General features: G+C 44.3%; 21 protein-coding genes and 1 riboswitch. Of the genes, 14 read left to right on the top strand and 7 right to left on the bottom strand.

What is annotated here, in order from left to right; all coding sequences use genetic code 11:
- Window positions 1-26: 26 nt before the first annotated feature.
- On the bottom strand, window positions 27-1826 hold the full coding sequence (locus LWP20_RS06990) for a M61 family metallopeptidase (protein WP_242927403.1): 1800 nt from the start codon (window positions 1824-1826) through the stop codon (window positions 27-29).
- Window positions 1827-2105: 279 nt separating this feature from the next.
- Between LWP20_RS06990 and LWP20_RS06985 the strand changes: the two genes are divergently transcribed.
- The 3 genes from LWP20_RS06985 to LWP20_RS06975 all read left to right on the top strand — a co-directional run bounded on the left by LWP20_RS06985 (window position 2106) and on the right by LWP20_RS06975 (window position 4465).
- The gene (locus LWP20_RS06985; RefSeq protein ID WP_242927402.1) at window positions 2106-2801 is read left to right on the top strand and encodes a VOC family protein; all 696 of its coding nucleotides are present in this window, start codon (window positions 2106-2108) and stop codon (window positions 2799-2801) included.
- Window positions 2802-2924: 123 nt separating this feature from the next.
- The gene (locus LWP20_RS06980) at window positions 2925-3848 is read left to right on the top strand and encodes a hypothetical protein (RefSeq protein ID WP_242927401.1); all 924 of its coding nucleotides are present in this window, start codon (window positions 2925-2927) and stop codon (window positions 3846-3848) included.
- Window positions 3849-4009: 161 nt separating this feature from the next.
- On the top strand, window positions 4010-4465 hold the full coding sequence (locus LWP20_RS06975) for an META domain-containing protein (RefSeq protein ID WP_242927400.1): 456 nt from the start codon (window positions 4010-4012) through the stop codon (window positions 4463-4465).
- A gap of 73 nt (window positions 4466-4538) precedes the next feature.
- Here the strand turns inward: LWP20_RS06975 and LWP20_RS06970 are convergent, their stop codons facing one another.
- Complete coding sequence (locus tag LWP20_RS06970) at window positions 4539-4946, bottom strand: helix-turn-helix domain-containing protein (protein ID WP_242927399.1); 408 nt, start codon at window positions 4944-4946, stop codon at window positions 4539-4541.
- 172 nt (window positions 4947-5118) lie between these two features.
- Window positions 5119-5222: riboswitch (SAM riboswitch) on the top strand.
- Between the two features lie 206 nt (window positions 5223-5428).
- On the opposite strand from LWP20_RS06970, the gene LWP20_RS06965 reads away from it, so the two are divergent.
- Both LWP20_RS06965 and LWP20_RS06960 read left to right on the top strand, forming a co-directional pair.
- Window positions 5429-6907, top strand: coding sequence for an amino acid permease (locus LWP20_RS06965; RefSeq protein WP_242927398.1), 1479 nt, complete (start codon window positions 5429-5431; stop codon window positions 6905-6907).
- 71 nt (window positions 6908-6978) lie between these two features.
- Entirely contained in the window at window positions 6979-7221 is a 243-nt protein-coding gene (locus LWP20_RS06960) for a hypothetical protein (protein WP_242927397.1), read from the top strand.
- A 108-nt stretch (window positions 7222-7329) separates the two neighbouring features.
- Here LWP20_RS06960 and LWP20_RS06955 read toward each other — a convergent pair whose 3' ends face one another.
- Entirely contained in the window at window positions 7330-7614 is a 285-nt protein-coding gene (locus LWP20_RS06955) for a GNAT family N-acetyltransferase (RefSeq protein ID WP_242927396.1), read from the bottom strand.
- Between the two features lie 106 nt (window positions 7615-7720).
- Window positions 7721-9862, bottom strand: a complete 2142-nt coding sequence (gene glgX, locus LWP20_RS06950) for a glycogen debranching protein GlgX (RefSeq protein ID WP_242927395.1) — start codon at window positions 9860-9862, stop codon at window positions 7721-7723.
- Between the two features lie 250 nt (window positions 9863-10112).
- Here glgX and LWP20_RS06945 point away from each other — a divergent pair, with 250 nt between their 5' ends.
- Window positions 10113-10646, top strand: a complete 534-nt coding sequence (locus LWP20_RS06945; RefSeq protein WP_242927394.1) for a YceI family protein — start codon at window positions 10113-10115, stop codon at window positions 10644-10646.
- Between the two features lie 47 nt (window positions 10647-10693).
- Here LWP20_RS06945 and LWP20_RS06940 read toward each other — a convergent pair whose 3' ends face one another.
- Together LWP20_RS06940 and LWP20_RS06935 are read right to left on the bottom strand one after the other, a co-directional pair.
- Entirely contained in the window at window positions 10694-10930 is a 237-nt protein-coding gene (locus LWP20_RS06940; RefSeq protein WP_242927393.1) for a DUF3820 family protein, read from the bottom strand.
- A gap of 56 nt (window positions 10931-10986) precedes the next feature.
- Complete coding sequence (locus LWP20_RS06935) at window positions 10987-11436, bottom strand: GNAT family N-acetyltransferase (protein ID WP_242927392.1); 450 nt, start codon at window positions 11434-11436, stop codon at window positions 10987-10989.
- Window positions 11437-11788: 352 nt separating this feature from the next.
- Here LWP20_RS06935 and LWP20_RS06930 point away from each other — a divergent pair, with 352 nt between their 5' ends.
- The 6 genes from LWP20_RS06930 (at window position 11789) to LWP20_RS06905 (ending at window position 22475) form a co-directional block, all read left to right on the top strand.
- Window positions 11789-13906 carry a sensor histidine kinase gene (locus LWP20_RS06930; protein WP_242927391.1) on the top strand — a complete coding sequence of 706 codons (2118 nt, stop codon included), beginning with the start codon at window positions 11789-11791 and terminating at the stop codon, window positions 13904-13906.
- A gap of 45 nt (window positions 13907-13951) precedes the next feature.
- Complete coding sequence (locus tag LWP20_RS06925) at window positions 13952-14380, top strand: response regulator (protein ID WP_242927390.1); 429 nt, start codon at window positions 13952-13954, stop codon at window positions 14378-14380.
- 903 nt (window positions 14381-15283) lie between these two features.
- Entirely contained in the window at window positions 15284-17419 is a 2136-nt protein-coding gene (locus tag LWP20_RS06920) for a malectin domain-containing carbohydrate-binding protein (RefSeq protein ID WP_242927389.1), read from the top strand.
- 230 nt (window positions 17420-17649) lie between these two features.
- Window positions 17650-20505, top strand: coding sequence for an Ig-like domain-containing protein (locus tag LWP20_RS06915; protein WP_242927388.1), 2856 nt, complete (start codon window positions 17650-17652; stop codon window positions 20503-20505).
- A gap of 240 nt (window positions 20506-20745) precedes the next feature.
- Window positions 20746-21882: an acyltransferase family protein gene (locus LWP20_RS06910; RefSeq protein WP_242927387.1), complete on the top strand. Its 1137-nt coding sequence runs from the start codon at window positions 20746-20748 to the stop codon at window positions 21880-21882.
- A gap of 149 nt (window positions 21883-22031) precedes the next feature.
- On the top strand, window positions 22032-22475 hold the full coding sequence (locus LWP20_RS06905; RefSeq protein ID WP_242927386.1) for a hypothetical protein: 444 nt from the start codon (window positions 22032-22034) through the stop codon (window positions 22473-22475).
- A gap of 90 nt (window positions 22476-22565) precedes the next feature.
- Here the strand turns inward: LWP20_RS06905 and LWP20_RS06900 are convergent, their stop codons facing one another.
- On the bottom strand, window positions 22566-24761 hold the full coding sequence (locus LWP20_RS06900) for a M3 family metallopeptidase (RefSeq protein WP_242927385.1): 2196 nt from the start codon (window positions 24759-24761) through the stop codon (window positions 22566-22568).
- 294 nt (window positions 24762-25055) lie between these two features.
- Between LWP20_RS06900 and LWP20_RS06895 the strand changes: the two genes are divergently transcribed.
- Together LWP20_RS06895 and LWP20_RS06890 are read left to right on the top strand one after the other, a co-directional pair.
- Complete coding sequence (locus tag LWP20_RS06895) at window positions 25056-25307, top strand: hypothetical protein (protein WP_242927384.1); 252 nt, start codon at window positions 25056-25058, stop codon at window positions 25305-25307.
- 220 nt (window positions 25308-25527) lie between these two features.
- Window positions 25528-26067 (top strand): cupin domain-containing protein, encoded by a 540-nt coding sequence (locus LWP20_RS06890; RefSeq protein ID WP_242927383.1) that lies wholly within the window; start codon window positions 25528-25530, stop codon window positions 26065-26067.
- The last annotated feature ends 37 nt before the right edge of the window (window positions 26068-26104 follow it).

Here is a 26104-nt window from a genome sequence, read left to right as displayed (position 1 = left end):
GCGGCTTTAAAACAGGAAAATTAAACTTATAAATTCTGCATCCAGGCGTTGCGCAGAGCAAGCTGTTGCGGGGTTGCCTGTTCGTTTATCTCAAACAAATGCTTTTTCTCTTCTTCTTTTTCAAGAACAGTAGTTTTTACCTGTACTTCTTTGCCATTACGCAGCACAGTGTAAGTATGCGTATCGCCTGGTTTAGCGGCCATTAACTTGCCAAGCTCCTGTTGTGCATTTTGCAGGGTAATGTTTACGCCATCTTTGGCTACAAGCACATCACCGTCTTTCAGGCCTGCTTTTAGTATTTCATCACTTACTTTAGTGAACATCAGTTTGCCATCTTCAAAGCCAAAATCATAGCCCAGAGCCGGTACTTTTTTGCCGGTTTTAACAGATGGTTTGTAAGAGATGCCCAGTTTGCCATAATATTCTTCTACAGGAAGCGGCTCCGCATTTTTTACATAGCGGTTAAAGAAGTCGCCAATCTCAGGGTAGGTTTTAGCGGTAAAAAGGTCGAAGAATTTATTTTCAGGGAAAGCCTTTTTAGGGCCATACTCTTTTGATAGCTCATTTATAACCTCGCGCAGGCCACGCTTACCACCCGATAATTCGAGCAAACGGATATCAAGTAATGCAGCAGTTAGTGCTCCGCGGTTATAAATGTTGCCATATTGCTTCTGGCCCTCAGGGGTGTAAGAAGTTAAAGAGAGCTTTTGGAGGCTATAGTTCTTGTCCATGCGGTCGTCGAAGTATAGTTTTTCACGCAGGTCGCCGAGGTAGGTTGGCAGATCAATTAAGCGGCCACGCAGCTGCATCATATCCGAAGCCCATTCGGTTGTGCCCTCATACAGCCAAAGGTGCTGCGACGGAGTTGGCGTTTCGAAGTTAAAGCGCTCTATGATCTCAGAATGGATGTTGAGAGGGGTGATAATGTGAAAGAATTCGTGCGCGGCAACATCAGTGATGCGGCTGGCAAACTCAGGCGTAAGCGGAGCTTCTTTAAAAACATACTCTGAGCTGTACGAATGTTCCCATGCTCCCCAATCCTGGTCTTCAAAATGGTATAGGAAAGTATAACGGTCTACCGGGAAATTTACTACGAAGGCATTGGCGGCGCCCAGCATGGCAGTCATGTTGGCCATCAGGTCCTCAGACTTTACCATACCCGTTTTAGAGTAAGTATAAATATCGATGGTAGTGCCTTTATACTTGGTTTCTGCTTTTGTAAGGTTACCCAGAAGTATAGGAGAATCCACGATCTGGTCGTAATTATCAGCAGTATAATAACCTTTGGTGTCTGGTTTAAGGGCGGTGCCAATCAGCCATTCCTGCGGGTAATCCAGCTTTACTTTTAAAGGAGCAGCTTGCAGGCCTTTTACATAACCGAATACACCCTGCCCGTTAATAAGCGCGTGGTCCTGCTCTAAAGAAGTGCCGCACATGCGGTAGATCATGTTCTTATCCACTTTGGTATCCCATGTTTCGGCTACCTGGTAGGTTATTTTTCGTACTTTCTCTGGCTTGCTTAACTGCCACTGGTTGGTGCTGATCTGCTTCACTTCCAGCTCGCGGCCTTTTTTATCGAATGCTTTAAACGCACTTACAAAGCGGCCGATATCCATGGTCTGGTAAGTGCCGGGTGCGGTAGATGCAAACTGGTAAATGTTATTGTCGGCTTTCAGGCCTTTTACATTCAGTGTTACTTTGAAACGATCGTCGGTACGGTCGTTCAGGTTTACCTGGTACGTTAGCTCAGGGTTTTTAGCGGCCATAGCGGCGGGGCTAAAAGCGAGTGCAGCAAACAGGCCAAGGGCAACAGTAATTTTTTTCATAGTTTAATTTATGAGTTAGAGTTACTAAAGTATAAAATGCAGTTTGTTTAACCGTAAGAAATAGATGAACAGCCTCAATAACTCGACGTAAGAGTTGCACTGATGATTTAATAGCTGATTTTTAGAAAGGGGTTAAACAGGATATAATTTCAGTCCAGCGTTTCAGAAACAGATCCGGTTTGCTTGCCTAGTAAAAAGTATCGAAAAATATAGCTTTAGCAATAGCCGTAAACCTGCCAATGTAGTATCTTTCTTATACAAACCACTTAACCCTAAACTATGAAAATACAGGAACTTGAACTGGAAACCAACGACTTAGCCGGTACGAAACAATTTTATACAAATGTGCTTGGATTTGCTTTGCTTTCAGAGGATGAGAAACAATTTTGTGTAAAAGCAGGGAGCTCGCGCCTTTGCTTTAAGTATACTTCCTGGGCACCGCCAGGTCCCTATCATTTTGCATTTAATATACCTGCAGATAAGATCGAAGAAGCCCGTATCTGGCTGAACGACAGAGCTGCCTTTCTGTACGAATCAGGCAGTGGTACGCCGGTTGTGCACCACCAGGAATGGGGAGCCCATGCTTTATACTTCTACGATACTGACTTTAACATTCTGGAACTGATTTCACATCAAAGTTCGCCCGGATCCGAAGCCGCCTTCAGCGCCGATGCCGTGCTGGATATTGCCGAAGTTGGTTTGCCTGTGCCCGATGTGCAAACGTTCACAAAAGAACTCAAAGCCCGTTTGCAACTACAACAATGGAAAACTGGAAACGCTACTTTTGGAGCCGTAGGCGATGCAACCGGAATGTTTATTGTGGTGCAGGAGCAGCGCCCCTGGTTCCCGACCCAAAACAGGGCAATGGCGCGCCCTATTAAAGTTTTACTCGAAGGAAAAACTTCAGACACCATCACTTTTAACAACTATAGTATAACACAAACTGCTGCAGAAATAAGTACTGCGCAAGTATAAACCTGCAGGTACGATAAGCCGGTATATACCTGTTAATTCTCGTTCATTTTGGTGGTAGCGCTAACACTCGCGGCGTTCATTCGTTTATTAGTCAGAGTGATTATCAATTTAAAAACCACAACTATGGAGAGATTTGAGAGAAATTTTGGTACCGGTTATTACGAACGCGACAACGAACATTTTGGCCAGGAACACCGTGGTGAGCACCGTGGTAGAGAACAGAATGATTTATCGAGCCATCTGACCCGCTATACGGAGAGAGGAAATTATTTTGGCATGCCGCACCACGAAGAGATGCATCGGGATGTGAGAAGCACGCAGCGCAGCGATTTTAATGAAGGCACAATGGGACCAATGGCAGGCCAGGGAGGTGGCCGCAGCTACAGAAGCGGCCAGAGCAACTACGACCAGGACAGAAACCGCCAGGACCATTACCACTACGGCGACCCTAACCCATACATGAACTACGACCGCAACGGCGGCTATGACAGAACCAGAGGCACTGGCTGGCGCAGCGAACGCGATGATTATATGAACAGCGGAAACTATGGCCTTAACCAGCCTGACTACAGCGAAACCGACCATTACGCACGCCAGGAAAACAGCTACCGTACCGGTGGACAGGGCAGAAGATTTACAGAGTTTGGCCGTGACGAACGGCATAATTACGGGCACGACAGGGGTAGCCGCGGCCAGCGTACATCGCAGTACAGCGAGAACCTGGATGACCGTTACTTCGACCGATCTGATGCAGGCCGCAGCAAAAGCGAAAACGACTATGGCCGTCAGCAATCGCGTTACCAGAACGAAGGCTACGATGGCTATGGAAGCAGCCGCCGTTACCAGGGCAGCGATAATTACGGAACCGGCAGTTACAGCTCAAACAGAGCTTACTTATCAGACCAGAGCCGTGAGAGAGGCCAGTTCGACCGCCGCAGCGATGAATTCCCGAGCCGCAGTAACTCCGAAAGAAGCCAGCGTTCAGGTCCAGATTATTCCAAGCATTCCCCGATCAGCAACTATGGCCAAAGCGACATGCGAGGGTAACAGCCTGCAAGTATAAACCAGAAAGCCTGTTGGTAATTCAGCAGGCTTTTTCTGTTTTATACTTCCAATGCAAAACCAATCTTTTGTTCGTTCCATACCTGAATAGCATAAAGACGTATGCAAGTATAATTACACAAAACCGTAACCAAACTCCTGAAACTATGAAATATACAGCACTTGCTTTTACAATACTTTGCCTGTTTTTCAGTGCCTGTACTATCAAAACAACAACCGTTGCCGGCGAGCAATCATCTATTGGAGGCTCTTACTGGGTATTATTGTCGTTGGAGGGGCAGGACGTGCAGACTGCAAAAGATACACGCATGGCGTACATCCGGTTCGAGGAAGGCAAAGGGGAGGTGAAAGGTTACACAGGCTGTAATAACTTTTTTGGGAAGTACACTGTGCAGGGCACTACGCTTCGCCTATCAGGTATTGGCTCAACCAGAATGATGTGCCCAAATATAGAGCAGGAAAACAAAATGCTGGGCTTGCTCCAACGGATTGATAGTTATAAAATCGCCGATAAATTGCTTACCCTGTATGCAGACGGACAAGCTGTTGCAACCTTCCAGTCCGGCAACCCCGACGATGTCAGTATCGAAACAAACCGATAGCGTTTGAAATAAAAAAGCCTGAGATCATACTTTAGGGGATGATCTCAGGCTTTAAAGTATGTGGGTTTATACTTTAATTCTGGTTCGTTTTCAGCAGCAGTTCATTAAATTTTTCCAGCAGGGCTATGTATTTGCGCTGCAGGTTTACCAGTTCGGTTTCCAGGTCCTTCTGATTATTAGTTGGTTTGTACGCCGGCTGCGGCTCACCATCAAACGGCAACATCAGGTTAGCGTTCTGCGGCAAAGTGGCAGCAGTTTCTTTCTTAATGTTTTTACTCAGATGTGGAAACTCCTGTGAGAAATCGTGGTGAATAACTTCACCTACCTTAAGTATAAAACTGGAAGGGATGCTGGTTTCTTTAAACTTATTATAAAGCGTTTTTCTGCTGATTCCTAATTTTTCGGCTACAATGCCTACTGCTATGCCACTCGTTTTAATAGCCTCTTTTATTGTTTCGCCTTTGTGTAAAGTTACTTTCATGCCTCTTCTATACTACTGTTTTGTGTACTGCCTGTAAAGGTCTACAAAAATAGGTAAAGTTTGTGTAAGCTCCCTATGCTTTAGCCTCGGAGGAGGGCTGATTTTTAATCAGGAAAATAAAAAATTTGCAAAAGTAAAGAAGGTGCTCTTACCTTTGTGGCATCTTTATCAAGATTTATAAAGAAGAGGGAAGAGAGCAGGCTCCGCGAACCTCTAGCAACCACCAGCTGATGCTGCAAGGTGCTAACTCCTGCCCAGTTTTGGGACATATAAACTTTTGCGATGTACTTACAGCAACAATTTTCCGCTTTTATATCTGATAGCACCTTGTTAATGGCCGCGCCTGCCGCCGCTATGTGCTGTTGTTGCTGATTCCGGCAATAAATCCATTCCGAATTATTTTCCAGTGCGTGCCCCAAAGTAGGTTTTGGCTGGCATAGCGCTTTGTTTTCTTATCTCTAATAATTTTAAATATTACTTTAATGCAATTCAAGAAACCGATCGCGTGGCTTGTTCAGGATGCGAACGAGCAAGGCGAAGGAACTTTAAAACGCTCGCTCAGTGGCTTTCAGCTCATCATGCTGGGGCTGGGTGTGATCATCGGGGCCGGGCTTTTCTCGCTTACAGGTATAGCCGCTGCCAATAATGCCGGGCCAGCTGTAACACTCTCATTTGTAGTAGCTGCCGCTGGCTGTGCTTTTGCCGGCTTGTGCTACGCCGAATTTGCCTCTATGATACCGGTGGCAGGTAGCGCTTATACTTACTCGTATGCCACCTTGGGCGAATGGGTAGCCTGGATTATTGGCTGGGATCTGATTCTGGAGTTTTCAGTAGGCGCTGCTACTGTTGCCATCAGCTGGAGCGATTACCTGACCAGGTTCCTGGCAAACTATGGCTTATACTTGCCACCACAACTCACCCGCTCACCTTTCGAAACTATAACACTGGCTGATGGTACCATTGTAAACGGCCTGTTCAACCTTCCTGCCACTCTGGTAATCATACTCATGACGCTGGTGCTGATGCGTGGCACAAAAGAGTCGGCTATCTTCAATGCTATTGTGGTATCGCTTAAAGTGCTGGTAGTACTGGTGTTCATTATACTTGGCTGGAACTACATAGATCCTGCAAACTATCAGCCTTACATTCCGGAAAATACTGGTACGTTCGGCGAGTTTGGCTGGAGTGGTATTATCAGGGGAGCGGGCGTTGTGTTCTTCGTTTTCCTTGGGTTTGATATTGTGTCTACGGCTGCGCAGGAAACCAAGAATCCGCAGCGCAACATGCCTATTGGTATACTTGGCTCGCTGGCGCTTTGCACGGTGCTGTTCGTGTTGTTTGCCCACGTTATGACGGGTCTTGCACCCTACACAGCTTTTCAGAATACGGCTGCGCCAGTTGCGGTTGCCATCGAAAACACGCCTTATACCTGGTTGCCGCAGCTTATCATCATGGCCATACTTATCGGTTATACTTCCGTTATCATGGTCGATCTGTTGGGGCAGTCGCGGGTATTTTACTCCATGTCTAAAGACGGTTTGCTGCCAAAGATTTTTGCAGAGATTCACCCAAAATTCCGCACTCCCTGGAAATCGAACCTTATACTTTGCGGCTTTATAAGTTTGTTTGCAGCCCTGGTGCCTATACGTGTAGTTGGCGAAATGACGAGCATTGGTACGCTGTTGGCCTTTGCCATGGTATGCGCCGGGGTTATTATACTTCGTAAAACAAACCCTGAATTACCCCGCAGTTTTAAAACTCCGCTGGTGCCGCTGGTGCCTATACTTGGTATTTTAATTTGCTTGGGTATGATGGCGTTTCTGCCTTGGGAAACATGGTTGCGCTTGTTTGTATGGATGGCGCTAGGTGTTGTGATATACCTGGCGTATGGCCGCAAAAACAGCGTAATCCGGAAAAGGCTGGCGCAGGAGGCCTTGGAAAAAGCTGAAGCCAAAGTATAAATTACTGTCTTATCATTATGCATGTATAAAACGTAGAACCATAAAAAGTATACATAAATGATGATGCAAGTATGGCTGATACAAATTTACTGATGATACCGCTGGGTAGTGGCGACCTGAAATCTGTGTTTATAATGGATGTGAGCAAGGTTTACTACCTCTCGTACAAACCCGAAACGGCCCAGCAAACCGCAAAACTGACGCTTGATTTTGGCGTTTCTCAGAAAATGTTTGAAAAACAGGAAGCAGTGCAGCTATACGAAGAGCTAATGAAATATCTGCCGCTAAAAAGTATAGATGTAAAAAGCAGTTAAGCCAGTTTGGTTGAACATTACATAAAAAGAGAGCCGCCCCGGAAGTTATTAGGGGCGGCTCTCTTTTTAATTTATACTTAGTAATAAGCCGGAAAGTATAAAATATTATTACTCTTGTTTCAGCAGTTTCTGATGCTCCGGGTGGCGCTCTATGTACTTGGCTACTGCCGGGCAGCTGGCTATTACACAATGCCCGTTTTCTTCGGCATAGCGCAGGCCTTCTGCAATCAGTTTATTCGCAACGCCTTTTCCGCGTGCCGATTCAGGTACGTAGGTATGCTGAAAATCCAGAACATTTTGTTCCGGCGTGGCATACGCCAGTTCAGCATCGTCGCCTCCCATTTCTATTGTAAACTGCTGGTATTCTTTATCGTGTGTTACTTCTAAATCCATTATCTAAATAAGCTGTTTTAATATAAACACTGAAACCTGTGCGTAAAGTTTTAGATTGAACAAGGTAGTTAAATACCGGCTGTTAATCCATAGCTCAAGCTTACATTTATACGTTGGGTTTTTTATGCGGATGGTGTAATAAAACTACCGACCGTGCTTCTATTTTAAGCTTTTCACCTGCACCAATGGTTGTTTTATCTTCAGCTATACTGGCCAGGCTTGTATCAATTAATTTGGTCCAGTTGGTGCCATACTTTGCAGGCGGCAGTTTATACTCCAATGGCTCGTGGTGGGCGTTAAAGATCACGTAAAAGTCATCGTCTATAATCTGTTCGCCCTTAGGTCCCATCCAGTGCAGGCCGCGGCCATTTAAAAACACGCCCAACGATTTGGCAAAATCATGATTCCAGTTTTCCTCCGTCATTTCGGTGCCTTCAGGCAGGAACCATGCAATATCTTCTACGCCTGTTCCTTTTATTCGCTGCCCCTGAAACCAGCGCCTGCGGTTAAAAACCGGGTGTTTCTTTACAAACTGAATTAACTGGCGTGTATAGTTGAGCAATTCCTGGTCGGTTTGCTCCCAGTTCAGCCAGGATATTTCGTTGTCCTGGCAATAAGCGTTGTTATTACCCTGTTGTGTACGGCTCAGCTCATCGCCGGCTACCAGCATGGGTACCCCCTGCGATAAAAACAGCGTGGTAAGGAAGTTGCGTTTCTGCTGTTGGCGAAGGGCTATTATGTCTTTGTCTTCGGTTTCTCCTTCAGCACCACAGTTCCAGGAGCGGTTGTGGCTTTCGCCATCGTTGTTGTTTTCGCCGTTGGCCATGTTGTGCTTCTCGTTATAAGAAACAAGGTCGTGCAGGGTAAAACCATCGTGTGCTGTTATAAAATTTATACTTGCTGTGGGCTTGCGGTTGTCGTCTTTATAAAGATCTGAACTTCCGGTAAATCGTTCCGCAAATTCGGCCAGCATACTATCGGCACCGCGCCAGTAATCGCGTATACAATCGCGGTACTTACCGTTCCACTCGGCCCAGCCAGCCGGAAAATTGCCAACCTGGTAGCCGCCTTCGCCAATATCCCAGGGCTCTGCAATAAGCTTAACCTGCGATATAACCGGATCCTGGTGAATGATATCGAAGAAGGAGCCCAGGCGGTCTACTTCGTGCAGCTCGCGGGCAAGCGTAGAGGCCAGGTCAAAGCGGAAACCGTCTACGTGCATTTCCAAGATCCAGTAGCGCAGGCTATCCATTATCAGGCGGAGTACGTTGGGCAACATGGCATTCAGTGTATTGCCAGTGCCGGTATAATCCATGTAAAAGCGTTTGTCTTCTTCGGTAAGCCGGTAGTAACTAGCGTTATCGATGCCTCTGAACGAGAGCGTTGGCCCCATGTGGTTACCTTCGCCGGTATGGTTATACACTACATCCAGTATAACTTCGATACCTGCTTTATGCAACTTCTTTACCATATTTTTAAACTCAATAACCTGCTGGCCTTCCGTGCCGCTGCTTGAGTAGCGCACATCAGGAGCGAAATAACCGATGGTGTTATAGCCCCAGTAATTGGTCAGGTTGTTTTCAGCAAGGTGGCGGTCTGTTATAAAATGGTGAATGGGCAATAACTCGATGGCCGTAATGCCAAGCTCTTTCAGGTAGTTTATAGTTACGGGGTGTGCGAGCGCCGCATAAGTGCCGCGTATGTTTTCGGGTATATCGGGGTGCAGTTTGGTAAAGCCTTTTACATGTGCCTCGTAGATTATGGTGCGGTGGTACGGAATTTTTGGTGGTTTGTCGCCTTCCCAGTCGAAGTTAGGGTCTGCCACTACTGCTTTCGGGATGTAAGGTGCGTTATCGGTTTCACTGAAACTCAGGTCTTCTTGCTCATTACCAACTTCGTAGCCGAAAAGCGAATCGTGCCAGTCAATCGTACCTGAAATGGCTTTCGCATAGGGGTCAATAAGGAGCTTGTTCGGGTTAAAACGATGGCCATTTTCCGGCTCATAAGGTCCATGCACACGGTAGCCATATAGTTGCCCTGGTTTTATACCTGGCAGGTAAACATGCCAAACCTGGTGCGTGCGCTCCACCATCTTTATTTTAGCAGACTCGGCTTCATCTGTCAGATTTTCGAAGAGGCAGAGTTCTACGGTGGTCGCATTGTCGGCGTAAAGCGCAAAGTTTACACCCTCGCCGTCCCAGGTGGCGCCAAGCGGGGAAGAATTACCAGGATATACTTTTACTTTCATAGTTATAAGATTAGCCCCAAGATGTAGCTGGATTGCAGGATTTGTTGCTTGATGTACGCATTGCAGCCGTTTTAGATGACTCCGTATTATACAATAGCAGCCGTTTTATTTTAAATCTGGTAAGCTTTGTAACTTATTGTATTAAAAGTAGATATAGGTATGAGTTATACTTGTTCACCGGGAGTTTATACTTTAAAGTATACTTCTGCTTACTAATCAGGTACTTCATTAACTTCAAATCAATAAAACTATGGCAAAAACCAAATGGATCATTGACCCTGCACACAGTGAAATACAGTTTAAAGTAAAGCACCTGATGATCACGACTGTTACCGGGTATTTTAAGAAGTTTAACCTGGAAGTAGAAACGGAAGGTGACGATTTCAGAAGTGCATCAAGTATAGTGTTTACCGCTGATATAGATTCAATAGAAACAAATAATGCCCAACGCGATACCCACCTGAAATCGGCTGACTTTTTTGATGCGGCTAACCATAGCGAACTGCGGTTTGTGGGAAAGAACTTTAATGAAACAGGCGAGGGAATCGAAAATCTTTCAGGCGACCTCACTATCCGGGGAACTACAAAACCTGTAACTGTACAAGTAGAATATCAGGGCACCGTTGTTGACCCTTACGGACAAACAAAAGCCGGTTTTGAAGTAAATGGAAAGATCAGCAGAAAGGAATTCGGGCTGATGTGGGATGCCGTAACGGAAGCCGGCAGCGTGGTAGTGAGCGATGAGATCAGATTACACTGCGAAATCCAACTTATTAAACAGTAATATAACTATAAAAAGGGCAGAGCTTGCAAGGACAGGTTCTGCCCTTTTTATTTATACTTTCTTTTGATGGGATCCAGCAAGTATTCCAGGCCGTTCATTTTGATCTCGTAAATTGTTGCCAACTGCATGCCAAGTTTGCCAGCCGGAAAGCCTTCTCTGCAAAACCACTCGAGGTAAGATACAGGCAGATTGCAGAGTACGGTGCCTTTATACTTACCAAATGGCATTTTCTGCTTTACAAGGTCAATCAGGATATTGGCATTGGGTTGTTCGGGCGCGTCCATGATTTTATACTTCGCTTGTTGCTGGTTTTAATGTGTGCTGCATAGCTGACTGCAATTTAAGCTTTCACCATTAGTATATGGTCTATGCCGTCTTCATCGTATACTTCGCTTGTTTGCACAAACCCGAACATTTCGTAAAACCCTTTGGCATACAGCTGCGCCCCGATTTTTATTGGTCCTTTACCATAAAGTTTATAACACTGGTTTATAGCTTCTTCTACAAGCTGTTTTCCTGCACCCGTGCCACGTACGGTAGGGCCGGTTACAATGCGGCCGATAGAGGTTTCAGGGTAAGACAGCCCTGGCGGCACTAGCCGCGCACAAGCTACCAGCTCGCCTTCAGAAGTATAAAACAGCAGGTGGTGGCATTTCTTGTCTTTGTTGTCCATATCCAGGAACACGCAATTTTGCTCTACCACGAATACCTCACTGCGCAGCCTCAGCATGTCATACATCTGGTCAGGAGTAAGGGCATAAAAAGGTAAACAGAGCACATTAAAAGTCATAGGAAGACGTATTTTACTTTATAATCCGGAAATCGGTATGCAAATATACAGCAGGTTATGAGTAAAAAGCCTGTCAACAAACTTCTTTTCGGATTCATTTTCTCAAACAGTTTTCACTTTATACTTCATAAAAAGGATGTTATCGGTTGGCAGAGCATCTTTATTGTCAGATGCACAAAAGAATCTATCTGTTTTTATACTTGTATAATATCCTGTTTTCTTCAGATAAATTAACAGGCATGGCCTTTTACTGCCGATTCTTTGGTAGCTTTATAGGCAAAGTGTTCTATATTGGTATCTATTTGGTATCTTTAAAGTATAAGCTCACACGTGCAGCCCGTTAAAAATGGTTATGAAGCAAGCAGGTAAAAGTGCAACACAGGACGAGATATTAAGTATTTTTCAGGGAGGGGGAGAAATGGGTGCCATGATGCGTGCCTTTGATTGGGATGCGCACCCGCTGGGTAACCCTGCCTTATGGCCAGATGGCCTGAAAACGAATATCCGCTTACTGCTTAATTCCGGTTTTCCTATGTTTATCTGGTGGTCACGGGATCTTTACATGTTTCATAACGATGCCTATTTACCGGCTTTAGGTAATAAACACCCTGAGGCATTAGGTGCCAGTGCCCGCATTATGTGGTCTGAAATATGGGGAGATATCGGGGTAGTAGTAGAGAATATTCTAAATGGCGGAAACCCTTTTTATGCCGAAGAACTGCACCTTGTATTAGAGCGCAAAGGCTTTCCGGAAGAAACGTATTGGACTTTCTCTTATAGCCCGGCTTTCGGAGATACAGGCCAGGTAGCGGGCATTTTCTGTGCCTGTACCGAAGTAACCAAAACGGTGCTGAGCCAACGACGCCTTAGTACGTTAAAGGCTATTTCAGATGCTACGTCCCTGATACAGACAGTGGAACAAGCCTGCCAGACGGTTAGTAACATACTCAGCGATAACCCTTATGATATTCCGTTTAACCTGATCTACCTGTTGAACGCAACAGGAACAGAAGCCATACTCTCGGGTAAGGCAGGTAATGTGGCCTCTGAAGCTGCACCGGATATTTTGCCATTAACAGGAAATTCGCCTGATTGTCCACTTGCTATTGTTCAAAAAACAAAGCAACCCCAGATTATCGACCACCCGTCCTCGAATAACGAAACATCAAGTATAGGGGCTGGTTTTACTCTGCCTGTAAAAGCTGTTATACTTCCGGTTTTCAGGCCTGGCCAGGAGCACATTATCGGTTTCTGTATTTCGGGCCTGAGCTCTAACCTGGAGTATGATTCAGACTATGTCAGCTTTCATCAACTGCTTATCGGGCAGATTGCCACAACTATAACCAGTGTGCAGGCACGCGAAGAAATTCTGAAACAGGAAGAATACCTGAAAGATATCTTTCAGCAAGCGCCTGTAGGTATAACCATACTGCGCGGGCCCGATTATTTAGTTGACCTGGCAAACCCTGGTGTATGCGAAATATGGGGCCGAAGCCAGGCTGATGTATTAGGCAAACCTGTACTGGAAGCATTACCTGAGATAGCCGACCAGGGAATTAAGGAGTTATTAGATAGCGTATATTATTCAGGAACGCCCTATGTAGCAGACGAATTGCCTGTTGTGCTGGAACGGGAAGGCAAACTGGAATCTGTATACCTCAATTTTGTGTACCAACCCATGTACGATGCTTATGGCATGGTAAGAGGGGTTATTGCAGTGGCAATTGATATAAGTGAACAGGTAGCAGCACGCCACGATATTGAAGCTATGAACAAGGAACTGCTGGCCATAAACGCTGACCTGGACAACTTTGTGTATTCTGCCTCACACGATCTGAAAGCTCCTATCTCTAATATCGAAGGGCTGATGAATGCGCTGATCGACTACCTGCCAGCCGAAACGCTGCAAACCGATATTGTTAAGAAGTTAATTGAGCTTATTCATGCTTCGGTAGACCGATTTAAACGAACAGTTACCGATTTGGCCGAAGTAGCTAAAATACAACGTGAAGCAGGCGAAGATATAGCTCAGGTTAACCTGGCAGATGTGGTTGATGAAGTTATACTTGATTTTGAGTCCGCTATTGCTGAAACGGGTGCCCGGATCGAGCTAAATTTAGTGCAAAATTCAGTTATTCAATTTTCGGCTAAAAATGCACGTAGCATCGTATACAACCTTATAAGCAATGCACTTAAATACAGTTCGCCTGATCGTAAACCTAATATCAGCATAACTTCTGAAGAAGTACCAGGTTATATAGGTTTATATGTAACAGATAACGGCCTAGGTGTAGACAAAACAGATCAGAACAAAATGTTTTCGATGTTTAAGCGGTTGCACGATCATGTAGAGGGTTCTGGCATAGGACTTTATATTGTAAAACGGATTGTAGAAAATGCCGGAGGTTATATTGAAGTAAAAAGTGAAGTAGGAAAGGGTTCTACTTTTAAAATATTTTTTAAACATTAAAGTATGGTTAGGTATAGGGCTATACTTTAATTAAGCTGTCTGATAATGAAGAGGATTAATGCTATACTGCTGATTGATGATGATGAGGCAACAAACTTTATCAACCAGTTACTTATCCGTAAACATGATGTTACCGATGAATTACTTGTTGCCCGCAACGGTAAAGATGCCATAAACCTGATCCAGCAATTTTGTGATGCAAAGCTGCAGGATGATGGAGCCGAAACTGTTCCTAAGCTTATTTTCCTGGATATTAACATGCCAGTAATGGATGGGTTTGGCTTTCTGGATGCCTTTGAGCGTTTGAATTGCCCAGGCAAAGAAACAGCCATAATTGTAATACTCAGTACTTCGCTCAACCCCAAAGATCTGAGAAGAATAAAAGAAGCAAGTTCTGTAAAAGACTTTGTAAGCAAGCCCTTAACATCAGAGCTCTTTCATTCCTTATTAGAAAAACATTTAATACCTTCCTGATTTTTTTGTGCTTGCTGAAAGTATAAGTTTTTGTAAACCAGTGATGTATGATCAAATACATCACTGGTTTGCTTTTATATGAGATTTAGTGCTGAAAGGCTCTTAAATACCAGGCTGTACCCTCCTTTAAGTGTAAATGCTGAACCTGATTTCATCTATACTCAATTACTTACTTGCAAAACTCTTACCCTCTATAATCTAAAGTTTTTTATACCACCCGGTTAACATCTTTAGTGTAGTCACTTCCACTTGCAATCCTTTTCTAGTCCTGAGTATTGTTTCTTTGCTCTTATACTTCTTTCTGTAAAGCTGTCGAAATTTGCTGTTCATCCGTGAATTTCTGGCGTTTGCAAATAATTTTAACCCACCTCAACTATAGAAATGATAGGACTCATACAGGGAAAAGTAATTTTCGTATAATAAATATTGTTTAATTGTTTCTATAATAAGTTAAATTAAAGGTTTGCATTTCCAATAAGTTGCTATTGCCCTTTTACATGATACTGTTACCAGTAAAACTTATTTATAGACTTAAAGGCTAGCCAAGGCCTTAGCTTCAAAGTACGTTTATATGTCCCGATAACAACCTCCCAAACTATGCAAAGAAACTTTACTTCATCCCGATCTTTTGCTTCGCAATATTTAATACGGCTAGCACTTCTGCTGATTATCCTTTTTGCGCTAATCTCATTTTCAGGGTTAATGCCCCCAGAGCGATCTGTTCTTAAGGATAAATTAATCTCTGGTAAAGTTTATAATAGTACAAATAAAAGCATAAGCAGTTATGCTGGGGCTTTAGAGAGCAGGAACACCAATGCGTTATCGGGAATTTCCTCATTCAGTAATTTAAGAAGTAATTTCACCAGGAATAGTATTTTTCAATCAGTTGCAAGCAGCCCCTACATGGTGGTTGAGAATTTAGATCGGTTTCCGGCATCCGATCATTTGGATTTCTCTACTATACAAATACCATGGCGCCGAAAAAATGAGGATGGCACTTACACGCCTTATAATGCTAACCACGACAAAGTAAGACTGAAAATCAGCAACAGAGGCTCCGGTACACTTACAATTAGCAAACTAACACTTTCTAATACAGTATCCTGGAAAATTGTTTCGATAAATGGATCGGCTTACAGCTCCAGTACATCTTTTCCAAAAAGCTTAGGTACAGGAGCTGCTATAGAGGTGATTATACAGTTTATCGCAAAGGATTTAGGGGGCCGCGTTAAAATACTGAATGACAGACTCACGATATCTTCCAATGATGCCTTAACTCCTGCAAAAGAGATAAAACTTAGCGGACTCTGGCAGTATAAAGGCGAAGGTATTAATGAGCCTTATGCTGTAGAAGTAATCAGAGCCTTCGGCTTTTTAAGCAGAACCGGTTTTAACTCTAATGACGGGGTGATTGATGGCAACGATTTGGTCCCTAACTCCGACGAAATATTATCAGCCTTCTTTGTTCGCGCAGACCCCAGCAGGCCAGTTTCTGTTGTTCAAATGTCTGCACATCATGGTTGCTGTTCTTCCACAGAAAGCTTCAGGTGGTACTACAAAGGTTCTTCTACCGTTACAACATTGTTTACCCATAACTCACTGGATGGGCAGTCGCTGCTTCCCAGAAGGAGTGGTTCTTCTACGGAGGTGGCAGCAGGTACATTCAGCCCGAGTGGTGCCTTCGGTTTAAGGGTGGCTTCAGCTTACTCAGACAGAACCAGAAACTACCAGGGTAAAATAGGTATGCGTATCTGGAAAGCCATTGATGCAGCTGGCAATATTATCCCTAATGCCTACATTATTGGCGGAGACTACCTGGGTACACAATTTACCAATTACGATTATCAGGACAACATCTACTATATAAGCAATGTGCGGCCCGAATCAGGCTCGGCCTATTACTCAGAATTGTCGGCTACACCATCAGCAGTTAATTTTGGATCGCTACTGACAGGAGGAAGCAAAAGTGTAAGCGTGAGCCTGAAGAACCTGGGTAAGACGTATAGCAGCGGCAACGATCCTGCTATCCAGATCAGAAGCGTGGAGATAGTAGGCCCTAACAGATCGGAGTTTTCAGCTACAACCCCCTCAACTACAACACTTGGCCCTCAAGGCACAACTAATATTTCGGTAAGTTTCAGGCCGGGCAGCCTGGGTATTAAAAATGCAGCCCTGCTGGTTCACTATAATAATGCAGATTCACCGTTACGGATACCACTCTATGGCATTGCCAACAGCAGTAGTTTTACTATCACAGCTGCTAAACGCATTAAGGGTGCCGCAGATGCAAGTAAAACCATAGCCGGCGTTGTTTGGGAAGCGGACATCAATTATCGGAAAGGCTCTATAAAGTTAGACAAACAAGTTGTGGCAGGACCTATCGCCAGTACGGATGATGATGTGCTTTACCAGACATACTTGTCGGCGGCAACTGACCTGGCCGAAACGCGCTACGAGATTCCGGTTTCCAACGGCAGCTATTTTGTGCGCATGCACTTTGTTGAAAACTACTTTTCTGCTACAGGAGCCCGTGTGTTCAATATTAACATCGAAAACCAGCTCCGGCTACCGAGTTTAGATATCTACCGTGAAGTTGGCTACAGGGCAGCGCTGGTGAAGGATTTTAAAGTGAGCGTGACAGATGGCGTTCTCACTATCAGATTTAACCCGACAGCTAACCGACTGGCCATTGCAGGTGTAGAAATTTACAGAGCACCAGCAGGAACAAGCCTGACCTCAACCAGTTCTTCAGCCATTACCGCTGAAACATCCCATAAGGCGCAATTGAAAGCATATCCTAATCCCGGCAAAGGCGAAAAGGTGAATGTTGAGCTGTCTGGTTTTGGCAGTAAAGAAACCGTTGTAGTTAGCTTATATGATCTAGTTGGCCGCCAACTGCAGCATAGTGTGCTGGTTACTGATGTAAAAGGAGCGGCCCACACTGACTTGCAGCCGGAGAAAAAACTGACACGAGGAATATACCTGCTTAAAGCACAGGCAGCCTCTGGCAAGGCCCAATCTTACCTGGTAATTGATTAATTCCTCATAGTACTCAACTTTAGGTTTTATACTTCGGCTATCGGATAAACAAGCATACCTGAAGCAGCAGGTACATAAAGTTATGTAAAAAAGCAGACCGCAGCTATTTATGAAAAAATCAATGTATGGTTTCCATAAAGAAGCCATATTCCTCACCCTCCACAGCCACTTCAGGGCCACTTTTCTTTTCTTCAATCTGGATTAGACAGGGAACTATAAATTTAACACAGATGCGCTATTCAATTACTTCTGGTTCATTGTGGCATTATGTGCTGTTACTTATAGCTTTTATAAGTGTAAACTATAAAATAGCTGCACAGGGATGTCCTCCTATCAGTCCTTTACCTTGTGATCAGGTGCAGGCACCACTTCCGGTAAGCCTTACTTTTGGCAGTAGCGTTACAGGTACCGTAATCGATAAAAATGCAGTAGGAACAGGGTTCAGAATGATAAACACTTACTCGGGCACGCGCCTGTCGGCGGATGGTACACCAAGCAATACGTCGGTGCCTGGGTATGAGCAATCAAAACTAACAGTCAGTTCAGGTACTTTAAAAGTGGTTACCAATAAAGGTATTGCCTGGCTAACCAATAACAATCAGCTTAATGCGCTTGGGGTAAAAGTTGATTCGCGGGGCAAATTGCAGGTAGAAGTTATACTTCTCAATCCATACTACGGTACTTCAGGGCAGCAAGCAGGGCTTTGGTTTGGCCTGAACGATAAAACATACCTGAAACTGGTTGTAATTGCCAATAAAGTAGAACTAAGGAGGGAGTTAAATGATGTGTCCGGAACGTCTGATCAGCGTATTACTTCCGCCATTACCGGGCTAAATAACCAGTATGTCAGGTTACGCCTGATAATAGATCCGGCTACAAGTACGGCAGAAGGTTTTTACTCCACAGATGGTACAACTTATTTGAATGTAGGAGCCGCTTACTCCACTAAAGGCCTGAGCATAGCAAACATGGGTTTAACATCGAGCACAGCCTATGCAGGTATATTTGTGACTCACCGGAATTCAAGTATGGCAGTAACGTATACTTTCGATAATTTTTCTGTTAAGGCGCTTACCACTACATCTTTAAGGCCGTATGTAACAGCGGTGCGACCTGCAAATGGAGCTACCAATGTGCCCCTGGACCAATCTGTTTCTGTTGATCTGGAATTTCCGAGTGGTAAGTCTTTAGATGGCAGCACCGTAAATACGAATACGGTTAAGTTGTTTATTGTAACAAGTACAGGCTTAAGCCAGGTTTCAGGAACAGCTGTTAATTCTACGGCCGCAGGTGATGCCATTACACTTTCAGCTACGCTTAAAACCAGTACTACCTATGAATTTCAAATTTCTGATCAGGTAAAAGACTTGAACGGGTACGCCCTGATCCCTTTTAAATCCCGTTTTACTACCACTAGCTCCACAACCGATACCCCGTCAGATTTGGAAGGAGTATCTTTCACTATAAAAACCCTTGTAGATAACAGCTTCGGGAGTTATGGTTTTACGACTCTTGTAATTGGCCCTGACCATAGGCTTTATGCCGTTTCATCCGGCGGAAAGATAGAGCGTTGGGATATTAATTCTGATGGTACCATACGTAATCATGTTACCATTTCTCCCTTTGGTTCTACAACACGTTTGTTAATAGGCTTTCATTTCGATCCTGCTGCCACATCTACCAATCTTATCGCCTGGATGAGCCACTCTTCCGGGGTGTTTAGCAGCGCTCCCGACTGGTCCGGAAAGATCACACGAATCAACTTAAATAACCCATCCAGCCCACAGCTTAAAGATTATGTGATCAACCTGCCGCGTTCCTATAAAGACCACTCTACCAACTCTATAGATTTTGGACCGGATGGTGCTTTATACTTTACACAGGGCAGCAATACGGCTATGGGAGCACCCGATGCTGCCTGGGGTAACAGGCCCGAAAGACTGCTGACAGCCGCTGTTTTACGTTTAGACATTGCCCGGGCACAGCAACTAACCTTGCCAATAAACGCCAAGACCCGAGATGGGGGCGGAACCTATGATCCGTATGCTTCGGGGGCGCCCCTTACCATCTATGCCAAAGGGCTAAGAAATGCTTATGACCTGATATGGCACTCCAACGGGCAATTGTATGTGCCTACCAACGGATCAGCGGCCGGAGGAAGTACGCCGGCTCTTAAATCAGGGGCTATTTGGTCGAACGGGCAGAAGTATACCGGGCCAGACATACCAGCCATGACAGATGTGCGCGATACACAAAACGATTACATGTACCGGGTGCAGAAAGGCGGTTATTATGGCCATCCTAATACCTTGCGGAACGAATATATACTGAACGGCGGAAACCCAACCAGCAGTCGGGACCCAGGCGAAGTTGTTTGGACTGCAAATGGCAAAACTTATGGATATCCGGTTGGCACGCCCAAAGAACCTAACTTCAGGGGCTGGACATATGACTTTGGTACCAATATCTCACCAAATGGTGTAATAGAGTACAAAAGCAATGCCTTTGATGGTAAATTGAAAGGCAGAATACTGGTATGCCGCTTTAGCGGAGGCGACGACATTATAGTATTGCAGCCAGGCGGTACTTCTAAAGATATAATTGGTGCTGTACTTGGTAGCCAGATACCCGGCCTCCGTAAACCATTCGCGAACCCGCTGGATATTGTAGAAGATGTTAAAACAGGTAACCTGTATATCACCGAATATTATGATGGAAATGGAAAAGGCAAGCCCTATCTGACGTTGCTGAAAGCCAATGATCCTGCCACCGCCACAGTTGCACAAACTCTTGCTGCGGCACCAGCATCAGAAGTATTCGATTCTGAGCTGGTAGTATACCCTAACCCCAATGCCGGGAACAATATAGCTGTAAGTATGCAGGGATTTGGAAAGCAAGGAAAAGTTGAGCTAACAATGGTAGATATGGCAGGCCGGCTTGTCTACTCAAAATCAATTGAACTGGATAAACAGGGAACAGGCAGTACAACCATCATACTTGAGAAACGCCCTAATAGCGGAGTTTATGTCATTCAGGCCCGGACTCCGGATGGTAATCTGAAGTATAAAAAACTGGTAATTCAGTAAAAGAAGTTTTAAACAAAGTATTTACTTAAGCAGATTTGGTGGCATGTGTTTTTGTAAAACTAAGTATACAAACGACTTAATGCCACATACTTTTATGTTATAAAAATAAATCCACTTATCATTATCAATTCTAAAGGAGTGTTAAACGGTTTCTGAACCAATTAACACTCCTTTTTGTACTTTTGCGTGCTGCGCTTAATGCACTATCTATTGAGGCGGCAAATATTAAGTACAATTTTAATGAATACAAAACAGATAGCACCTGGTTATATGGTGCAGCTAGATGGGCTCAGGGCGATTGCAGTAACTATGGTTGTGCTTTTCCACTGGACACCTGAAGTAAAACAATTGGCATTAGGCGGCCTGGGCGTGCAGCTTTTCTTTGTTCTAAGTGGCTACCTGATTACCGGCATTTTACTCGAAGCTCGTACAAAAGCAGAAAACATAACTGCCAGTAAAGGGCAGATCGTGAAAAGTTTTTATGCACGCAGGTTCCTACGCATTTTCCCGTTATACTACCTTGTTATAGGGCTTACATTTTGGCTTGGCTCTGCTAACATCCAGTTATACCTGCCGTGGCACCTGGGCTACCTCACAAACATTGCCATCTTCATGAAAAGTGAATGGATAGGAGAGGCCTCACACCTTTGGTCGCTGGCCGTGGAAGAGCAGTTTTACCTGCTATGGCCCTTTGTTATACTTTTCACACCCCGGCGCTACCTTACGGCTACTGTAATCAGATTTATACTTCTGGCTCCATTGTTTAAGCTGGTTTGCGGTTATTTTGAACTAGGCGGAAGCAGGATCGGAGTGCTGCCTATCAGTTCGTTTCATTATTTAGGATCAGGTGCACTTTTGGCTATACTTGAAAAGAGCAGCAAGTATAAAAATGACATCCGTTGGCAAGATCTTGTGGCTTCAAGGGTTAAGTTTTCAGGTATTGCAGGGCTTTTGGTTTTTGCCATACTTCGCATATTTCCGCAGCTGCTAAAAGTAAATCCTTCTATTCCCGTACTACAGGAATTCGCTATAATAAGCTTGTTTATAAGCCTTACAATGGGCGCAGCTTATGGTTATAAAGGCATAGCCGGCAGGTTGTTATCTGCAAAGCCAATGGTGTATATCGGCCAGATCAGCTATGGTTTATACTTGATTCATAACTTTGTGCCTTATTTTACTTCTGAATTTTTCCAAAGAACAGGTATAGCTGCTTCCGAAACTTTTGGACCAAACGGAATGCTGCTGATTCATACTTTGGTGTTGCTACTGGTAAGCGCTTTCTTCTGGCACTTTTTTGAAAGTAAACTCAACAAGTATAAAAAGTACTTCCCTTATGTGAAAGCGGAGGTAAAACAGAAAGAACTGGCAACAGCTTAAGTATTACCTGCTATAAAAGGTATGAGGGGAGGAAGCCACAATAGTATAATGTTTTAACGTTGATTCTGGTGTTTTAATTAACCAGTTTTTCACGCTGTTATTTAGAAGAATATCCGTAGGTTTATAAAGTATATCATGCTGAATATAAGATGGATTTACCAGAAAACTCTGAAGAGATAGCAGTAGAAGTACTTCATAATGATTATGTAACAATAACTTGGTTTAAAGCAGATTCACTCATCCTGTTAAAGTGGCTGCGGCAAATTGATTTTGATGAACGTAAAGAAACTTTTTTGTGGGCCTACCAATTCTCGATTGATAATCAGGTAAAGAACTGGCTGATAGATGATGAAGAAATATACATCATTACAACCGCTGAGAGGGAATGGATTGAGAGCGAATGGACTAAAATTGTTGCCGGTTCTGGAATAGCGAAGATTGCGGTTTACATCCCGGCATCTTTTTATAGTGGCCTTATTACCCTCACCGACTTTACCCAAAATGCCCAAAATAACTATAAGCTTTTTGGCACTACAGAGCATGAGGTTTTTACTGACTACGAAACAGCGTTAACCTGGCTGAAATCAAAATAAAACCACATCAACAAGTATAAACTTAAATCATAAAAAAACGCCTTGCAGATATTTACCTGCAAGGCGTTTTTATTTAACGGTATTGGTATTTTACTTTTTAGAGCTGTTAACCGGAACCGGGAAACCACGGTCACGCATCAGCGCATCAATTTTGGCGTCGCGGCCACGGAATTTTCTGTAAGCTTCAGCAGGGTTCATGGCGTTGCGCGGGGCAAACAAATACTTCACCAAACGGGCAGCAACCTCTTTATCGTAGAAACCTCCTGGCGCTTCTTCAAATGCTTCGGCAGCATCAGAGGTCAGTACATCGGCCCACATGTAACCATAATATGCTGTAGCATAACCCTCGCCAGAGAATACGTGCGTGAAGTGCGGCGTACGGTGGCGCATCACAATCTCTTTAGGCATGTTCATGGCAGCCAGCGTTTCGCGCTCAAACTTATCCGGGTCTAAACCATTCGGGTCAGCCAGGTGCAGTTTCATATCGATCAGGGCAGATGCCAGGTATTCTGTTGTCTCAAAGCCCTGGTTAAACGTTGCCGCTTTTTTAAGCTTAGCTACCAGCGCAGCAGGCATCACCTCACCGGTTTTGTGGTGCTTCAGGAACTGGTTTATCACCTTGTCAGTAGACAGCCAGCGCTCCAGCAACTGCGACTGGAACTCAGTGTAATCACGAACGCCACTGTTCAGGGTCGGGTACTTTACGTTAGCAGACAGGAAGTGCAGCGCATGGCCAAACTCATGGAAGAAAGTATTCGCATCGTCCCAAGACACAAGCACAGGCTCGCCCGGCGCAGGCTTTACGAAGTTGGAGTTGTTGGATGCCAGCACCGTTTCTTTACCTTTAAAGGTAGTAAAGCTGCGGTAAGGCGATGCCCACGCACCAGAACGCTTGCCCTGGCGAGCAAAAGCATCAAGATACCAAAGGCCGATGTGTTGGCCGGTAGTTTTATCTGTTACTTCCCATACTTTCACATCCTCATGGAATACCGGTACAGTTCCTTCTGCTACTGGCGTAAATTTAAAATTGAACAGCTCGCCAGCCGTATAGAACATAGCCTGAGTCAGGTTGCCCAGCTCCAGGTATTGTTTTACCTCGTCAGAGTTCAGGTCATACTTTTGCTTGCGCACTTTTTCGGCGTAGTAGCGATAATCCCAGGGGGCTATGGTTATTTTAGTTTTGCTTGTAGAGTTGGCTACTTTTTGCATGTCGGCTACTTCTTCTTTTACGCGGGCAATGGCAGCCGGCCAGACAGCGTTCATCAGTGCCATCGCATTTTCAGGCGTTTTAGCCATACGGTTCTGCAAGCGCCATTCTGCATAGTTTTTGTAACCCATCAATTTTACACGCTCGCTGCGCAGCTTCAGTATTTTGGCTATGTTCTCGTTGTTGTCGGTAGCGTTGCCGTTATCGCCGCGCGAGTAGTATGTATTCCATACTTTCTCACGTAATGCTCTCTCGTTTGAATAAGTCAGGAACTGGTCCATACTGGAGCGGGTGTTGGTAACAGCATACATACCTTCTTTGCCACGATCGGTGGCGGCTTTGGCAGCTGCTTTTACAAACGACTCCGGCAAACCGCTCAGCTGGTCTTTTGTCAGGTATGTAACATAGTTTTCCTCGTCGGCCAATACGTTGTTAGAAAAGGCTGTATAAAGCGACGAAAGCTCTTTGTTAATTTCGGCATAACGCTTTTTTGCTTCCGGGCTTAAATCAGCGCCTTCCATGGCAAAGTTCTCATACACCAGCTGCACCACGCGCTGCTGATCTGCAGGCAGTGGGTTTTTCTGAGCATTCTCATACACCGTTTTAATACGTTGGAACAGCTTCTCGTTCTGGGATATTTTAGAGCTGAATTCCGAGATTTTTGGAGCAAGCTCAGCCTGTATGGTTCTGAACTCCGGCGTAGACAAATTGCTGCCCCAGATGCCATAGTATACAAAGGCGCGGTTTAATTCTTCGCCGGCTTTTTCCATTGCTTCGATGGTATTCTCGAAAGTGGCAGGAGCCGTGTTATTGGCAATTGCTTCTATTTCAGCTAACTGCAGCTCCATCCCTCTTTCCATAGCCGGCTTCAGGTCGGCCAGGTTCATTTTATCGAAGGCTGGTACTCCACCGTAAGGGCCTGTCCATTTGGCTAGCAGCGGGTTAGTTTCTGATTTCTTTTGTTCCACGGCAGTTGGTGTTTGCTGTGATTGTTGTGTTGGAGTAGTTGTACAGCTTGCCAATGCCAGCAATGCCATTAAGCCGGATTTTGTACCGGTTGCTATGATTTTATTTGCCATAGGTTTTAAAAGAGAATGAAAATATTTAATGTGCCTGAGCACCCTTAAACGAATGATAACACAAGATAGAGAAAATATGGGAAATTAGGTTGTATCAGAGGAATTGCAATACAACACGTGATAAATAACCCCTTTTTATACTTTATATTTTGTTAGCTTTAGTAAGCCTGTATACTTCATAAAAAACACCTGTAAGCGCTGCTATGGATATACAAGTATAAACGCAATGTTTTAATTAAAGAAAGTCATTGGTATAGGTCAACTCTTTTTCCTCTTAGCTTCGTATAGAAAATTATGGAGCTTACCCTATTCAACACGTATTCCACTGCTGCAAGATTTGAGATTGTTTGGGAGCATGGTACCTTTATAGCCTGCAGGGGTAGAAGAGGATACCGGATAGAACTATATGACCTGGGGAGTTTTTTTTCAGAGGTATGGTATAACCCGGAAAACAATGTTATTGCACTGGTAAGAGGCTATAAAAGCAAAAAAGCATTGGAGCCTTACCTTGATAAAATTAACCTGTTAGAGATGTTGGAATCTTAATAGATATTTACTTTCTGATTATAGTATCATACTTTCCAGATATTATACAAAACAGATCAGTGCGTTTTAAGTATACTATATTGTTTATTACTAATATAGTTTCAAAAAAGCTACATCAACTAGTTATTCCACATTAATTGGCAAGGGTTTAAAATTTCAAATTACTGATTTAGAAACTCTCCTTTTTTAAAATTTATTCTGATATTTCGGGCTTATACATATGAACATCGAAGAAAATATATACATATCTGACAAGGTGTCTGAAGAAGAGAAAAAGGCTACACTTTTTAGTGAATTAGAACAGGAGCTTAAAGCAAAAGGCTTTGGTATAAATAAACAGGACCAGACACGCCCGTGGGGTGGTTTTTTTGTAATTGACGAGAGCCAGGCACAGCGCTTTGCCGATACTTATTTTGATGGGATCTCTATTGATGAATTGAAGATTTCAGGAAAATTAAGCCCTAAAATTCTGGTAGTTGCTCCGGAGAAAAGATTGTCGTGGCAGTATCACCACCGCAGGGCTGAAATATGGCAGGTAATTAAAGGAACTGTTGGCGTAGTAACCAGCAATACCGATGAAGAAGGTGAGCGCAAAACACTGCATCCCGGCGATCAAATAAAACTGCAGCAGGGCGAACGCCATCGCCTGGTAGGCCTTAACGGCTGGGGCGTGCTGGCTGAGATCTGGCAACACACCGATGCAAACAAACCATCAGACGAAGAAGATATTGTAAGAGTGCAGGACGATTTTGGCCGCTAGACTTACCTGTTATACTTTGTAAAAAGCAGAGGCCGCT

This window comes from Pontibacter vulgaris (assembly GCF_022758145.1).
Lineage (GTDB): Bacteria > Bacteroidota > Bacteroidia > Cytophagales > Hymenobacteraceae > Pontibacter > Pontibacter vulgaris.
This window is presented reverse-complemented; position numbering and strand designations above follow the sequence as displayed.